Source organism: Corynebacterium sp. LK2537, from assembly GCF_040946485.1.
Taxonomy (GTDB): Bacteria; Actinomycetota; Actinomycetes; order Mycobacteriales; family Mycobacteriaceae; genus Corynebacterium.
Genome location: NZ_JAYWLQ010000001.1, coordinates 283,201 through 297,574 on the forward strand (window position 1 = coordinate 283,201; position 14,374 = coordinate 297,574).

General features: G+C 65.1%; 15 protein-coding genes. 4 read left to right on the plus strand and 11 right to left on the minus strand.

Annotated elements, in window-relative coordinates; translation table 11 throughout:
• Positions 1–9: 9 nt before the first annotated feature.
• The 5 genes from VVS03_RS01350 to VVS03_RS01370 all read right to left on the minus strand — a co-directional run bounded on the left by VVS03_RS01350 (position 10) and on the right by VVS03_RS01370 (position 4,523).
• Positions 10–714, minus strand: coding sequence for a hypothetical protein (locus VVS03_RS01350; protein WP_368519171.1), 705 nt, complete (start codon positions 712–714; stop codon positions 10–12).
• 24 nt (positions 715–738) lie between these two features.
• On the minus strand, positions 739–2,259 hold the full coding sequence (gene miaB / locus VVS03_RS01355) for a tRNA (N6-isopentenyl adenosine(37)-C2)-methylthiotransferase MiaB (RefSeq protein WP_368519418.1): 1,521 nt from the start codon (positions 2,257–2,259) through the stop codon (positions 739–741).
• A 61-nt stretch (positions 2,260–2,320) separates the two neighbouring features.
• A complete protein-coding gene (gene recX / locus VVS03_RS01360) occupies positions 2,321–2,917 on the minus strand; it encodes a recombination regulator RecX (protein ID WP_368519170.1) in 597 nt (198 codons plus the stop codon).
• Positions 2,918–2,921: 4 nt separating this feature from the next.
• A complete protein-coding gene (gene recA / locus VVS03_RS01365; protein WP_368519169.1) occupies positions 2,922–4,070 on the minus strand; it encodes a recombinase RecA in 1,149 nt (382 codons plus the stop codon).
• Between the two features lie 237 nt (positions 4,071–4,307).
• Complete coding sequence (locus VVS03_RS01370) at positions 4,308–4,523, minus strand: DUF3046 domain-containing protein (protein ID WP_368519168.1); 216 nt, start codon at positions 4,521–4,523, stop codon at positions 4,308–4,310.
• A gap of 174 nt (positions 4,524–4,697) precedes the next feature.
• Between VVS03_RS01370 and VVS03_RS01375 the strand changes: the two genes are divergently transcribed.
• The 3 genes from VVS03_RS01375 to VVS03_RS01385 are packed head-to-tail and all read left to right on the plus strand — an operon-like array spanning position 4,698 to position 6,601.
• A complete protein-coding gene (locus tag VVS03_RS01375) occupies positions 4,698–5,285 on the plus strand; it encodes a biotin transporter BioY (protein WP_368519167.1) in 588 nt (195 codons plus the stop codon).
• On the plus strand, positions 5,272–5,964 hold the full coding sequence (locus VVS03_RS01380; RefSeq protein ID WP_368519166.1) for an energy-coupling factor ABC transporter ATP-binding protein: 693 nt from the start codon (positions 5,272–5,274) through the stop codon (positions 5,962–5,964). Before VVS03_RS01375 ends, VVS03_RS01380 begins: the two co-directional genes overlap by 14 nt.
• Before the next feature lie 19 nt (positions 5,965–5,983).
• A complete protein-coding gene (locus tag VVS03_RS01385; protein ID WP_368519165.1) occupies positions 5,984–6,601 on the plus strand; it encodes an energy-coupling factor transporter transmembrane protein EcfT in 618 nt (205 codons plus the stop codon).
• Positions 6,602–6,698: 97 nt separating this feature from the next.
• Here the strand turns inward: VVS03_RS01385 and VVS03_RS01390 are convergent, their stop codons facing one another.
• The 4 genes from VVS03_RS01390 to pgsA form a co-directional block, all read right to left on the minus strand.
• Positions 6,699–7,568, minus strand: coding sequence for a PspA/IM30 family protein (locus tag VVS03_RS01390; RefSeq protein WP_368519164.1), 870 nt, complete (start codon positions 7,566–7,568; stop codon positions 6,699–6,701).
• A 110-nt stretch (positions 7,569–7,678) separates the two neighbouring features.
• On the minus strand, positions 7,679–8,020 hold the full coding sequence (locus VVS03_RS01395; RefSeq protein ID WP_070768471.1) for a helix-turn-helix domain-containing protein: 342 nt from the start codon (positions 8,018–8,020) through the stop codon (positions 7,679–7,681).
• A 36-nt stretch (positions 8,021–8,056) separates the two neighbouring features.
• On the minus strand, positions 8,057–8,572 hold the full coding sequence (locus VVS03_RS01400; protein ID WP_368519163.1) for a CinA family protein: 516 nt from the start codon (positions 8,570–8,572) through the stop codon (positions 8,057–8,059).
• On the minus strand, positions 8,565–9,110 hold the full coding sequence (gene pgsA, locus VVS03_RS01405; RefSeq protein ID WP_368519162.1) for a CDP-diacylglycerol--glycerol-3-phosphate 3-phosphatidyltransferase: 546 nt from the start codon (positions 9,108–9,110) through the stop codon (positions 8,565–8,567). Before pgsA ends, VVS03_RS01400 begins: the two co-directional genes overlap by 8 nt.
• 254 nt (positions 9,111–9,364) lie before the next feature.
• Here pgsA and VVS03_RS01410 point away from each other — a divergent pair, with 254 nt between their 5' ends.
• Positions 9,365–9,652: a YciI family protein gene (locus VVS03_RS01410; RefSeq protein ID WP_368519161.1), complete on the plus strand. Its 288-nt coding sequence runs from the start codon at positions 9,365–9,367 to the stop codon at positions 9,650–9,652.
• 149 nt (positions 9,653–9,801) lie between these two features.
• Here the strand turns inward: VVS03_RS01410 and VVS03_RS01415 are convergent, their stop codons facing one another.
• The gene (locus VVS03_RS01415; protein ID WP_368519160.1) at positions 9,802–10,917 is read right to left on the minus strand and encodes a TerC family protein; all 1,116 of its coding nucleotides are present in this window, start codon (positions 10,915–10,917) and stop codon (positions 9,802–9,804) included.
• A 187-nt stretch (positions 10,918–11,104) separates the two neighbouring features.
• Positions 11,105–14,323: a DNA translocase FtsK gene (locus VVS03_RS01420; protein WP_368533910.1), complete on the minus strand. Its 3,219-nt coding sequence runs from the start codon at positions 14,321–14,323 to the stop codon at positions 11,105–11,107.
• Positions 14,324–14,374: the final 51 nt, after the last annotated feature.

Sequence of the window (14,374 nt, forward strand, 5' to 3'; positions counted from 1 at the left end):
GGCGCCTGCTTAGTTCGCGTTATTCCCGCAGTGATCGCGGCGGTAGCGGGCCGCGGCCTGCTGGCGGCGGTCATCGACCAGCAGCGGGTTGCTGTCCGGATCCACGGTGGCGCGGATGCGGTTCTGGACCTGCCCGACCTCGTCCATGGTCCCAGCGGCGGCGCGGGCGCGTTCCTGGGCCTCCTGCTGCTCCGGGCTGCGGCGCAGGGCGACCAGGCAGTAGGCGATAAACGTCAGGCCGCAGGCGACCACCCCGCACACGGCGCCGATGCCGACCCCGTACTCCTGGGTGCCGCGCACCCAGAACATGAACAGCGAGACCGCGAAGGCCACCGTCGCCATCATCCAGCCGGCCAGGCCGAATGCGGCCCGGCGGGTAAGCAGCGTCAGGGTGGTCAGCACGCCGACGCCCAGGGTCATCAGCACGGCGAAGACGTATTCCACGATGGAGATTTCCACCTCGCCGGACTGCCCGGTCAGCACTTGGAAACCGCGGGCCGGGCCCGCGTGCGGCAGCAGCAGGTAGGCCACGAACAGGGCCACGGCCACCCAGAGGGTGACGGTCTGGCCGCGCAGGTCCATCGTGCGCGCCGCCCGCTTTTCCGCCGCGGCGGCGGCCTGCTTCTCCTTGCTGTTTTCGATATAGAGCAGCGATTCCGGCTGCTCTACTTCCGAATTGGAGGATGGCGTTTCCGGGCGATTTGAATCAGTCACAGTCTTCGACCTTACTCGGTTTAGTTAGCAGCACCCGCCGTGAGCGGATGCCGGGGTTTCGGCGGGCCGGCCCACCGACGGCAGCCCCAGGCCGACGCCTACCGGCGCAGTGGTCGGGGTCTGGCCCGCAGCCGACATATCGCCGGCCTTGGTGCGGCGGTGGGAGCTCACCCCGGCGTCGGCCACCAGGAAGAAAGAGCCGGAATCCGTCACCGTGGTGTGCACGACGTCGCCGGGACGGATCTCGTCCCGGAGGTCGTTTCCGTCGCCGTCCACGGCCGCGAAGTGGACCAGGCGGCCGTCACGGGCCCGCCCGGACAGGCGGTGGGTCTGGTCGTTCTTGCGCCCGCCGGTGGCCTGCACGAGCAGTTCCACGTCGGTGCCGACCAGCTGGGCGTTTTCCTCGGCCTGGATGGAATCCTGCAGGGCCACCAGGCGCTCGAAGCGGTCCTGGACGACGTCCTTAGGGATCTGCTGTTCCATCTCCGCCGCCGGGGTGCCCGGCCGCGGGGAATACTGGAACGTGAACGCGGAGCTAAACCGCGCCTTACGCACCAGCTCCATGGTCTCCTGGAAGTCCTCCTCGGTCTCGCCCGGGAAGCCGACGATGATGTCGGTGGTAATCGCCGCGTGCGGGATCTTTTCGCGGACCTCATCCAGGATGCGGAGGAATTTCTTCGTGCGGTAGGACCGGCGCATGTCTTTGAGCACCTTGTCCGAGCCCGACTGCAGCGGCATGTGCAGCTGCGGGCAGACCGCCGGGGTCTCCGCCATGGCGTCGATGACGTCGGAGGTAAATTCCGCCGGGTGCGGGGAGGTAAAGCGCAGGCGCTCCAGGCCCTCGATCTGGCCCACCTGGCGCAGCAGCTTGGAAAACGCGTACTTGTCGCGCGGCAGGTCCGGGTCGGCGAAGTGGACGCCGTAGGCGTTGACGTTTTGGCCCAGCAGGGTCACCTCGGACACGCCCTGGTCGACCAGCGCCTGGACCTCGGCGAGGATGTCGCCAGGCCGGCGGTCCTCCTCCTTGCCGCGCAGCGAGGGCACGATGCAGAAGGTGCACGTGTTGTTGCAGCCGACGGAGATAGACACCCAGCCGGAGTAGGCGGACTCGCGCTTGGCGGGCAGCACCGAGGGGAAAGCCTCCAGCGCGTCGACGATCTCGATCTGCGCCTCGTCGTTGTGGCGGGCGCGCTCCAGCAGCGTCGGCAGCGCGAACATGTTGTGGGTACCGAAGACCGCGTCCACCCACGGCGCGTTGGTCAAGACGGTGTCCTTGTCCTTTTGCGCCAGGCACCCGCCCACGGCGATCTGCATGCCGGGGTGGTTCTCCTTCGTCTTCTTCAGCGAGCCCAGAGTGCCGTAGAGACGCTTGTCGGCGTTCTCGCGCACCGCGCAGGTGTTGAAGACGATGAGATCCGGCTCCGCCTCCTGCGGGGCGGCCACGTAACCGGCGTCCTCCAGGAGGCCGGAGATACGCTCCGAGTCGTGCACGTTCATCTGGCAGCCGAACGTGCGCACCTCGTAGGTGCGCGGGTTTTCAGTCATGGGGTTAGTCACGCCGGTTCATTTTAATGATCAACCAGGCCATTTCATAACCGCCCGGGGCCTAGGCTTCCAGCTCGGCCTCGCGCTCGGCCAGCGCCTTCTTGGCCAGATCCAGCGAGTCGGATTCCCGGAAGCCGCGGCGGGCTAGCACGCCCACAATGCGCCGCAGCGCCTTGTCCCGCTCGTGCCGATCCGCCGGCACGGCCTTCACCCCGCGGGCCTTCTTTTGCGCCAGCGACCAGGCCATGGCGCGCTCGTCGGCGGCGTCGATCTGCTCCAACGCCTCCTGGCGCTCCTCGGCGCCGACGCCCTTGCGTTGCAGCTCCTGATCCAGCACGCGGGCGGATTTCCCGCGGGCCTGGTGGCGCTGGCGCACCCACTCGCGGGCAAACGCGGCGTCATCGATAAGCCCCACCCGGGACAAATCGTCCAAGACGTCCCCGACCACGGCTGGGTCGAATTCCAGCTTCTCCAGGCGCTGGGCGAGCTCCTGCCGCGAGCGGGAGCGCTGGTCCAGCAGGCGCAAGGCGCGTTCGCGGACCTTGGACTTGGATTCCTCGGCCTCTTTGTCGAAGAGATCGCTCTCGCCGCTGCCGTGCGCGTAATCGTCCAAGGCGCGCTGCAGCCGCGCGATCTTGTCCGGCGATGGCTGCGGCATCTACCTAGTCCTGATCGTCGTCGTCAAAGTCGACGTTCGGCACCAGGCCCACCGACTCATCCGACAGGTCATCGTCGGCGCCCGGCACGTCCATGGCGACTTCCTCGTCCGCGTTGGCGGCGTCGGCGCCCACGCCCAGCTTCTTGAAGATCTTCTTCTCGATCTCGTTGGCCAGGTCCTGGTTTTCCTTGAGGAAGTTGCGGGCCTTTTCCTTACCCTGCCCCAGCTGGTCGCCTTCGTAGGTGAACCAGGAGCCAGACTTCTTGATGAAGCCGTGTTCGACGCCCAGGTCGATGATGGAGGACTCGCGGGAGATGCCCTCGCCGTACATGATGTCGAACTCCGCGATCTTGAACGGCGGGGAGACCTTGTTCTTCACGATCTTCATCTTGGTGCGGTTACCGATGGCGTCCTGGCCGTCCTTCAAGGTCTGGATGCGGCGGATGTCGCAGCGCACCGAGGCGTAGAACTTCAGGGCCTTACCACCGGTGGTCGTCTCCGGGGAGCCGAACATGACGCCGATCTTTTCGCGCAGCTGGTTAATAAAGATGGCGGTGGTGCCCGAGTTGTACAGGGCGCCGGTCATCTTACGCAGCGCCTGCGACATCAGGCGGGCCTGCAGGCCGACGTGGCTATCGCCCATCTCTCCCTCGATTTCCGCCTTCGGCGTCAGCGCGGCAACGGAGTCCACCACGATGATGTCGATGGCGCCGGAGCGAACCAGCATGTCCGCAATCTCGAGGGCCTGCTCACCGGTATCCGGCTGGGAGACCAGCAGGTTGTCCGTGTCCACGCCCAGCAGGCGGGCGTATTCCGGGTCGAGGGCGTGCTCGGCGTCGATAAAGGCGGCAATGCCCCCGCCCTTCTGGGCCTCCGCGATGGCGTGCAGGGCCACCGTGGTCTTACCGGAAGACTCCGGGCCGTAGATCTCAACCACGCGGCCGCGCGGGAAGCCGCCGATGCCCAGCGCGATGTCGATGGCGGTGTTGCCGGAGGAGATCGCCTGGATGGGCGGGCGGTTGTCATCGCCCAGGCGCATGACCGCGCCCTTGCCATAATCCTTTTCGATCATGGCCATCGCGGCATCTAGCGCCTTCTTGCGGTCATCCGCGCTATTTCCGGTGGCTTTAGCGGACTTCTTCTTAGCAGCCATGGTTCTAACTCACCTTTTCTTTAACAAGTCTTTTGGGGCTTGAGTACTTAGAGCACTTCGCGTTGATAACTCAGCGCACGGATAAACCCGCGGCCTTAACTTTTAGACTCCGCCGGCTAGCCGGTGGGTTCCCGCGCGCTGGCGTTTACACCGTAAAAGCTAATACCACCGACGGACACCGACCCCATAGTACACGCACGCCTGTTCGAATTTCGAATGCGGCACGCCGACTACGAATCATTTGGTCGGATAGTCCACGCCCAGTCGGCGCTCTTCCGGGACACTAAAGTCGTCGCACAACCCGTCCCAGACTTTGCCCGGATCGACGCCGCGTTCGATAAGCGCGTCCGCGGTATCCCCGAACTCGGCCAGGACATGCGAATGGGAAATCCAGGCGGCCTTTTCTGCCCCGAATTCGTCCGTAATAAGCTGGGTGTACTCCGTCAAACGCATGCCCGCCATCCTACCGCGTTATATCTGCGGTCAACCAACCCGGCGGGCGGAGAGAAAAACGTTTGACTCCCTCACTATATGGGGGTAAAGCGGGGGTGCTCCTGTCCTGCATGAACACTGTTCAAAAGTGGTCGTTTCCTGCAGATTGTCTGTTCACTGCTAGGGTTTTCGGGCATGAAGAAGAATACTCTGGCCTCCGGTCTGGCCTACGTGGCGGTCTTTACCGCCCTCGTCATTGTCCTCGCCTTTGTCTCCATCCCCGTCGGCACCGCCGGCGTCCCGATCGTTTTGCAAAACGCCGCCATCATCCTGGCCGGGCTCGTCCTAGGCGGCAAGCGCGGCCTGGCCGTCGGCCTGCTCTTCCTCTTCCTGGGGCTGGCCCTGCCGGTACTGGCCGGCGGCGGCACCACCCTGCGCGCGCTGGCCGGCCCGACCGTGGGCTACATCATCGGCTACGTGATCTCCCCGTGGGTTGCCGGTTCCATCGCCTACCGCGCCCCGCGCGCCAAGGGCGCCCGCATCGGTATCTTCATCCTGGCCGGTGTCGTGGCCCTGCTCATCCAGTACGTTTGCGGCGCGATCGGCCTGATGGTCCGCTCCGGCCTCTCGCTGACCGAGGCCACCGTGGCCCAGTTCGCCTTCGTCCCCGTGGACTCCCTGAAGCTCGTCGTCGCCATCATCATCGCGTACGGCGTGCACGCCGCCTTCCCGGATCTCATGGGCGCTACCAAGCGACGAGCTGACCGCCGTGCCAACAATTAAGTTCGACCACGTCGGCGTTACCTACGACGAGACCGAGGTCTTGCGCGATATTTGCCTGGAGCTTACCGAGCACCGCATCGGCATCATCGGCGCGAACGGCAGCGGCAAGTCCACCCTGACCCGTCTTATCAACGGCCTGGGCGAGCCCACCACCGGGACGGTGACGGTCGACGGACTCAACGTCGAAGAAAACGGCAAAGAGCTGCGCAAGAAGATCGGTTTCGTCTTCTCCGATGCCGAGAACCAGATCGTCATGCCGCAGGTGCGCGACGACGTCGCCTTCTCCCTGCGCCGCTTCAAGCTGTCGAAGGAGGAGCGCAACCGCCGCGTCGACGCCGCCCTGGAGCGTTTCGGGCTGACGGACCTAGCGGAGCAGTCCCCGCACACCCTGTCCGGCGGGCAGAAGCAGATGCTGGCGCTCGCAGCCGTACTCGTCATCGACCCCACGCTGATCCTCGCCGACGAGCCCACTACCCTGCTGGACCTGCGCAACCGCGACCGTATCCGGCGCGAGTTCGCCAGCCTGGAGCAGCAGCTCATCGTCGTCACGCACGACCTGGACTTCCTCACCGACTTCGACCGGGTTATCTGCATCGACGAGCACCAGGTCGCCGCCGACGGCCCGCCGGCGGAGGTATTGAGCTTCTACCGCGACCTCATGGCAGCCCGCCCGCTCTAAGGCAAAGGAGTCAACGCTCGTGCGGCGCAAAAACATACCGCTGAATGTCTACGTCGATAAAGACACCATCGTCCACCGGCCCTCCCCCTCGGTGAAGCTGGCTATCATCATCGTCTTTATCTTGGTTACCAGCATCTTCATCAAGACCATCCCGTGGGCCCTAGCCGCGGTGGTAGTAGGTGCTATCCCCTATGCCCTGGCCCAGGTCCCGCCGTCCATTATCGCCAGCCAGCTCACCCCGCCGTTGTTTATCCTCGTGCCGCTGGCGGCCTTCCAATGGTGGTCCCGCGACTTCGAGTACGCGGCAGTGATGTTCTTGACAATCTTCGCGGCCATGGAGGTCGCCTTCCTGCTCACGCTCACCTCGACGGTGGACGAGATCATGGAGTCGATGGAGCGGACCCTGGCTCCCCTGGCGCGTTTCGGCCTGCCCGTGGAGACCATCAGCTTGGCGATGTCCTTGACCATCCGGCTCATCCCGCTGATGTTCGAGACCGTCGGCGAGGTCTTGGACGCCCGCAAGGCCCGCGGGGCGAACATGTCCGTGATGGCCTTCGCCACCCCGGTCGTCATTCGCTCTATCCGCCGCGCCCAAGCCATGGGCGAGGCGCTGGCCGCCCGCGGCGTCGGCGATTAGTCCGCAACGCACCAAGCCCCCAGCTTCCCTCTTCGGGATGGCTGGGGGCTTGTCTTTGTCAGCGAGCGCTGACGCTAAGCAAAGTAGCTAGTGCGGGTTATTCGCCGCGCAGCTCGCGCAGGCGGGCCTCCACGGCGTCGTTGCTGACCTCCGGCTGGGCTGCCTTGTCGGCCGCCGACTGGGCGTTGCCGCCGGTGCTCTGGCCGGACTCAAGCTGCTGCTTCTTCTGGCCCGACTCGACCGGCTTGGAGTCGTTCATCTCCGCGCGGATCTGCTCCAGGCGGGAGTGTCCGGCCAGCTGCACGCCGGCCTGTTGGACCTCCTGCATGCGGGACTCGACGGAGTTCTCGGCCAGCTCGGCCTGCCCCAGAGCCTTGGAGTAGCGGCGCTCGATCTTGTCACGGACGGCGTCCAGCGACGGGGTCGAGCCGTTGGACAGCTCGTTCATGCTGCTCAGCGACTCGGAGACCTTCTCCTGCATCTTGGCCTGCTCCAGCTGGCTCAGCAGCTTGGAGCGCTCCGCCACCTTCTCGCGCAGCGCCATAGCGTTGCGCTCAACGGCCTTCTTAGCCTGGTCTGCCTGCTGCAGGGCCTGGTCGTGCAGCTTCTTGGTGTCCTCGACGGACTGCTCCGCGGTCACCAGCTGCGCGGCGAAGGCCTCGGCGGCGTTTTCGTACTCGACCGCCTTGGTCTCGTCACCGTCGGCGCGGGCCTTGTCGGCCAGCTGCAGGGCCTGCTTGGTGTTGCCCTGCAGCTTCTCGATCTCGCCTAGGCGGCGGTTCAGCTGCATTTCCAACTGGCGCTGGTTACCGATGACGGCCGCGGCCTGCTGGGACAGTTCCTGGTGCTGGCGCTGAGCGTCCTCGATGGCCTGCTCGATCTGGACCTTCGGATCGGCGTTTTCCTCAATCTTGGAGTCAAACAAAGCCATCAGGTACTTCCAGAGTTTGGAAAATGGGTTAGCCATGAGCCAAGGGCCTCTTTTCTTTAAACATATCGATTGCTCAGTAGTGCTTCGACCCACCATCGTAGCGAAAATAGCGGGCACACGCTGCCAATAGGCGGCGTTAAGGGGAGCTAAAGCTCGGAGGCAGCCGGGGCGGTCTGCGCCAGTTCTTCATCTACCGATGGCAGCGCCATGTAGCCGGCGGCCTCGATGAGTACATCGGCCACCGACACGTCGAGGGCGCCGCAAACCGCCGCGAGCATCTCGGAGGAAACTTCTTTGCGGCCACGCTCGAGCTCGGACAGATAGCCCGGGGAGACGTGGGCGACCGCAGCGAGCTCGCGCAGAGTCACGGACTTGTCCGCGCGGAAAGCACGCAGGCTCAAGCCCAGGGCCTCTCGCAGCAACGGCTCGTTTAACGGCGCGGCATGGGAGCGGGTGGGGGTATCCAGCAGTGCGGTAGTAGTGTTCATCACTAGTTCCAACGGCTCATCAACGTACTTTGTTCCCTATCGGCGGGGAAAATTTCGAATCTTTTCGACCGCTCTGGTCAGCGTCTGGCTCACGGCCGCGGTCCGGATCTCGTCCCGGGTACCCGCAAGGCCAGCAGGACCACCCACCTGCCAGGAATGCTGGGAGCCATCCGGGGCAGCAAGACCCGCCCAGACCTCGCCGACCGAGTGCCCGTCCTGCGGGTCGGGCCCGGCCACTCCGGTCAAGGCCAGACCCCAGTCGGCGCCGCACCGCGCCCGCGCTCCCGCGGCCATCGCCTCCGCCACTGGAGCGGAGATAACCGTGTTTTCTTCGATGAGCGCGGGGTCCACCCCGGCCAGCGTGGTTTTCAGCTCCGTGGCGTAGGTGACCAGTCCCCCGCGCAGCACCGCCGATGCCCCGGGCACCGTGGCGAGCGTGGCCGCGCCCAGGCCCGCGGTCAGGGACTCGCACCAGGCGACGGTCTCGCCGCGTTCCTTCAGCGCGGTCACCGTCTCGCGGGCGGCGGGGTTCGGACCAGCAGGATTAGGCATTGTGCTTCCGGGCATCCGCCAGGTACTGCACGCCCGTAACAACCGTGACGGCCATGGCTAGGAGCATGACGGTCAGCGTCGGGATATTCATCCAGTCGGGCAGCGGGCACAGATACATGGCTACGGCTAGCGACTGCAGAACGGTCTTGAGCTTGCCGCCCTTGGAGGCTGGAACCACCAGACCGCGTCGCAGCATGACCATGCGCCAGATCGTGATGCCAAATTCGCGCACCAGGATGACCACGGTGATCCACCACGGCAGGACCCCGATGATATTCAGGCAGACCAGCGCCGTGGTCATCAGCGCCTTGTCCGCAATCGGATCGGCAATCTTGCCGAAATCCGTGATGAGTCCCTTAGCCCGGGCGATGTCGCCGTCGAGCTTGTCCGTAATCATCAGCAGGACGAAGACGGCAAACGCCCACCACTGGTGTTCAGCCAACACGAGCCAGGCAAAGACCGGAATGAAAAGGATCCGCAGGCTAGTCAGGATGTTGGGCAGGTTCCAATTGGAGGGCTTCTCCCCGCCACGCTTCAAGCCCCCGCCGCCGCTGTGCGCTGGGCCGGGGTTGGATGACCTAGTTCCTGGTTGACTCACGCCTACAATCTTACCTGCTTTAGATCGTTTCCTATTGGCCACGGCCCAAACGGGGTCCCACCGGGCAATCAACGGGGCGGGCTACGCCAAACCGCCGCGAGTTGTGGGAGTAAATCTCGTCCACGATAGACCAGGACAGAATTAGTCCCGCAAGAAAACCGCCGGGGCGGGCGCGGAAAAACTAGGATGAGAGCATGAAGTATTTCGCCACCTTTTACGACTACGCCCCCACCAACCCGCTGGTGTCGGAGCAGCGCCCCGCCCACCGCGAATTCATCAACAGCCTGCACGAGAAGGGCCTCATTGTCGGCTCCGGCCCCCACCCGGATTCAGCCGGCGGAGCGCTCATCATCCTGCAGCTAGACGACGACGCCCAGGTCGCCGACGCCATCAAGATCATGGACGACGACCCGTTCCACACCTCGGGCGTGGTCACCCGCCGCAGCTTCCGCGAGTGGAACCCCGTCACCAAGATTTTCTAGCCTGCGCCTTCTCTTATTCCGGCGCCGCAGCGACAAAAGCCCGACCTAATTCCCCCATCAACTGTGTAAATATTGGCTTTCAAAAGATCGCGCTCGGGACGGTCGGGTGTGAGGCGGTGCGTTAGCGCACCGCCCCATCAAGTTCGGTTTTAAGGCAACTCGGAGCTGGCGACCTCGTCGGCCTTGCCGATGAGGTGGCCGCGCTTGTCGCGGACGATCTTGTTGCCTTCCTCGTCCCAGTCGTAGTGGTTGTGGGAGACCTTGATGCCGCCTTGGGCTTCGTCGCGCTTGTTCTTCCAGATGGACGCCAACACCGTGATGACGAGGACCCCCACGATGATGATCAGCGACCAGATGGTGGAGACCTCCGGCACCGGGACGTCGTCGCCGCCGTTGATGAACGGCAGGTTGTTCTCGTGCAGGGCATGCAGCAGCAGCTTCACGCCGATGAAGCCCAGGATGATGCCCAGGCCGTACGGCAGGTACACCAGGCGGTCCAGCAGGCCGTCGAGCAGGAAGTACATCTGGCGCAGGCCCATCAGGGAGAAGGCATTGGTGGTAAAGACCAAGAACGCTTCCGAGGTGATGCCGTAGATAGCCGGGATGGAGTCGAAGGCGAACATGATGTCAATCAGGCCGATGGCCACCAGCGCCACGAACAGCGGGGTCAGCGCCAGCTTGCCATTCTTGGGGCCGGATTCCTCGCGGTGGATGAGCTTGTCGCCGTGGTAACGCGGGGTGACGTGGATGGCCTTGCGGATCATCTTGATGACCGCCATGTCGTTCGGGTCGGTCTCCGGGGCGTCGCGAACCTCATCCACGATCAGCTTGATGGCCGTGTAGAGCAGGAAGATGGCGAACAGGTAGAACACGTCCGACCAGGCGGCGATGACCGCGGCGCCCAGCAAGATGAAGATCAGGCGGAAGATGAGCGCCAGCACGATGCCGATGAGCAGCACCTTCTGCTGGTATTTGCGCGGGATCTTGAACGCGCCCATAATCAGGGCGAAGACGAAGAGGTTGTCGACCGACAGCGCCTTCTCCGTCACGTAACCGGTGTAGTACTGCACGGCGTGCTCGTGGTCCCACAGGACCCAGATGACCACGCCGAACAACAGTGCCAAACCGACATAGAAGGCGGTCCACAGACCGGATTCTTTCAGGGTGGGCTCGTGCGGAGTACGCACGTGCGAGTAGAAATCAAAGACGAAAAATCCGAGAATGACTGCGCCAGTTAGCAGCCAAATCCATACGGGTACACTCATGGCACTTATCCCTCCGGTCGTTACAGCAAAAAATGGACCGGAGGTCTCCCCCGCCCGGATGACCGGGCCGGCGCGACCGGGAGCGGGCAGTGTGTGCTGCCGCTGCCGTGTTGACGATCAGCGCCGAAGAATGGGGTACTCCCCTCCAAGACTCGATTAATCCTACACGAGTCCGCCCGCGGCGGCCCTAAAACGCCCCCGACGACGGGTTGTAGGTTGCCTGTACGGTGCGGGTATCTTCCCCACCGGCAGGTGCCCCATCCGGGTTGGTGTCCGCCTCACCGGCGGCGCCCGCAGCTTCCTGCTGGGCCATTTCCTCTTGCACCTCCTTGGGTGCCTCGGCCGGGTCGGCGCCCTTGATGTACCACAGCATGGTCTCGAGTTCCTCGGGCTTGGTGAGCACCTCGCGGGCCTTCGAACCCTCCGAGGGCCCCACGACGCCGCGGGATTCCATCAGGTCCATCAGGCGACCGGCCTTGGCGAAGCCGATGCGCAGCTTGCGCTGCAGCATCGACGTGGAGCCCAGCTGGGAAGTGACGACGAGCTCGACGGCCTCCAGGAGGTCGTCCATATCCTTTCCGATATCGTCGTCGATTTCCTTCTTCTTGCTATCCTGCTTCTCCTCGGTAACACCCTCGGTGTAATTCGGCTGGGCCTGCCGCTTGGCGGCATCGACCACGGCCTGGACTTCCTCGTCCGTGACGAACGCGCCTTGCAGGCGCTGCGGCTTGCCGGCGCCCTGCGGGATGAACAGGGCGTCGCCCATGCCGATGAGCTTTTCCGCCCCGCCCTGGTCCAGGATGACGCGGGAGTCGGTCAGCGAGGAGGTGGCGAACGCCAGGCGGGATGGCACGTTGGTCTTGATCAGACCGGTGACGACGTCGACGGACGGGCGCTGGGTAGCCAAGACCAAGTGGATGCCGGCCGCGCGGGCCTTCTGGGTAATACGCACGATGGAGTCCTCGATTTCCTTCGGCGCCGTCATCATCAGGTCAGCCAGCTCGTCGACCACGCAGACGATGTACGGGTACGGGCGCACGTCGCGCTGGGAGCCGGCAGGGGCCTGGTACTCGCCGGAGCGCACCTTGGCGTTGAAGTCCTCGATCTTGCGGACGCGCGCGGATTTCATGTCCAGGTAGCGCTGCTCCATCTCCTCGACCAGCCACTGCAGGGCGGCCGCGGCCTTCTTCGGCTGCGTGATGATCGGGGTGATGAGGTGCGGGATGCCCTCGTACGGGGTCAGCTCGACCATCTTCGGATCGACCAGGATGAGGCGCACCTGTTCCGGCGTAGCGCGGGTAAGCAGGGAAACCAGCATGGAGTTCACGAACGCCGACTTACCGGAACCGGTAGCACCGGCCACCAGCAGGTGGGGCATCTTCTTGACCGAGGCCGAGACGAAGTCGCCCTCGATGTCCTTGCCCAGTCCGATGAGCATCGGGTCGGTCTGCGCACGGGTAGCCGGGGCGTCGAGCACCTCGCGCAGGCGCACCATCTCGCGGTCCGGGTTGGGGACCTCGATGCCCACGGCGGACTTACCCGGGATCGGGGTCAGCAGGCGCAGGTTGTCGGTGGCCACCGCGTAGGCCAGGTTGGACTGCAAGTTGGTCACCTTCGAGACCTTCACGCCCGGGCCCAGCTCGATCTCGTAGCGGGTCACTGTCGGCCCGCGGCTGAATCCGGTCACCTGGGCGTTGACCTTGAACTCCTCGAAGACGTCCGTGATAGCCGCGATGATGTGGTCGTTGACCTCGGTGCGCTCCTTCGCCGGAGTGCCGGCGGTCAGCAGATCCGTCGTCGGCAGGTCGTAGTCGCCGTCCTCGGTCGTCGCCGGGGTCGCCGGAGCAGCCGCTGCGACAGGCTCTTCCGCCGGCTCTTCCTCGTCGGCGGCCTTCCCTCTAGCAGGGTCTTGGCCGGAGCGGGCGATAATCGCCTGGCGCATGGCCTCCCGCGAAGCCGAGACCGCGTCATCGGACTTCGACTGAGCACCAGCCGAGCGCGGCGTGGACTGCGCGCCCGCGTCCAGGGTGCGCGTGGGCTCCGCAGCCCCGGCGTCCTGGGAAGCGCTAAACAGGTCTTCCGGTTCCGGGGTTGCGTCGCGCACGACCGGGATCTCGTTGGTATCCGCCAGCTCGTCGCGCTGGCTGGACTTGCTCCCGGCCGACCGGCCCGGGTTGTTCAGGGCGGTGGTCTCCGCCTCCGAGGAGTTCCAGGCAGAAGCCGGGGACGCGGCGGCACCAGCCGCGCCCGCAGCACCAGCGGCGCCCGCGGCAGCAGAACCAGCGCCCGGGCCCGACTGCGGGGCCGGCTTCGGCTTCTGGGGCAGTAGGCGCCCGGTGGCCCGGCGGGCCGTGGAACGGCGCTCGGTGTTGCGGCCGGCGGCGATATCGTCGATGTGATCGCTGACCTGGCTGTAGGCGTCGTCGTCGGCGTCCTCCTCCGCGGCGTCCTTGCCGCGCAGGCCGGAAATGGTATCAACCAGCAGATCCCACGCCTCGCGCACGGTAATGCCGGTGACCTTCAGCGCGCCGTAGACGATGACTAGGAAGAGCAGCGGCACGGCTACGTAGCCCGAGAAACCCAGGGCCAGCAGCCCGCCGGTCCAAGCGCCCACGGCGCCGCCGGCGCTCATGCGGTCGGCCCACTCAGTGGGGTCGCCGGCGAAGATGTGGATAAGCCCCAGCATGGAGACCACGATGAGGGTCGTGCCGAGGATGACCCGGGGCGGGATGCCGCCCGAGGGCCCGCCGATGCGCAGCATGAGCACCAGCGCCAGGGCAACCAGGGCGACGGGCAGCACGAGGGCGCCCGCGCCGATGACAAGGTGGACCACGGTAGCAATGCCGGCGCCGATGGGGCCGGCGATGTCCAGCCACACGGAGGCACCGATCACCGCGGCCAGGCCCAGCAGGATCAGGCCAACCGCGTCCGGGTTGCCGATGGATATGCCGGCCTCCGCGCCGTCCTCTTCGGTGTCTAGCGCGTCGTGTTCGTCAATCTCTTCTTCCAATTTCGACCTTTTCGACGGGGTGTCCTCAGGCGTAATCTCTGACTTCTTTCTCTTGGCGCGGCGCGGCCGCTTAGTGTTCTGCTCCACCGGCGCCGCAGCGCCGTCGCTATGATCGTTACCGGGGTTGCCCTCGTCCAGCAAGTCTTCGTCGCTCGGCTTCAGGCTTGCCAGGCCCCGGCTCACGCCGCGGGCGGTGGCCGAAAACATCGCCCCCACCCCGTGCCCGACCGCACGGAAAGCGCTGCCGGTGCGAGGATGCTCGCTCTCGGCAGCGCTGGGTACCGCTAAAGTCTCGGGCGCCTTGCCACGGCCCGCCGGACGCGCCCGCTTGGCCGGCGATGGTTTGTTGCGGCCAGGGGAACTACTGCGGCGAGACGAGACATTCTTGACAGACATGCCTGTAACTCTAGCCGCTTATACCCCACTAATCACAGGCGCAACACACAG

Excerpts from the sequence above, each read along its gene's own strand:
- miaB (WP_368519418.1), bottom strand. The coding sequence starts at position 2,259 with ATGACTGAAAACCCGCGCACCTACGAGGTGCGCACGTTCGGCTGCCAG.
- recX (WP_368519170.1), bottom strand. The coding sequence starts at position 2,917 with ATGCCGCAGCCATCGCCGGACAAGATCGCGCGGCTGCAGCGCGCCTTG.
- recA (WP_368519169.1), bottom strand. The coding sequence starts at position 4,070 with ATGGCTGCTAAGAAGAAGTCCGCTAAAGCCACCGGAAATAGCGCGGAT.
- VVS03_RS01370 (WP_368519168.1), bottom strand. The coding sequence starts at position 4,523 with ATGCGTTTGACGGAGTACACCCAGCTTATTACGGACGAATTCGGGGCA.
- VVS03_RS01375 (WP_368519167.1), top strand. The coding sequence starts at position 4,698 with ATGAAGAAGAATACTCTGGCCTCCGGTCTGGCCTACGTGGCGGTCTTT.
- VVS03_RS01390 (WP_368519164.1), bottom strand. The coding sequence starts at position 7,568 with ATGGCTAACCCATTTTCCAAACTCTGGAAGTACCTGATGGCTTTGTTT.
- VVS03_RS01395 (WP_070768471.1), bottom strand. The coding sequence starts at position 8,020 with ATGAACACTACTACCGCACTGCTGGATACCCCCACCCGCTCCCATGCC.
- VVS03_RS01400 (WP_368519163.1), bottom strand. The coding sequence starts at position 8,572 with ATGCCTAATCCTGCTGGTCCGAACCCCGCCGCCCGCGAGACGGTGACC.
- VVS03_RS01410 (WP_368519161.1), top strand. The coding sequence starts at position 9,365 with ATGAAGTATTTCGCCACCTTTTACGACTACGCCCCCACCAACCCGCTG.
- VVS03_RS01415 (WP_368519160.1), bottom strand. The coding sequence starts at position 10,917 with ATGAGTGTACCCGTATGGATTTGGCTGCTAACTGGCGCAGTCATTCTC.
- VVS03_RS01420 (WP_368533910.1), bottom strand. The coding sequence starts at position 14,323 with ATGTCTGTCAAGAATGTCTCGTCTCGCCGCAGTAGTTCCCCTGGCCGC.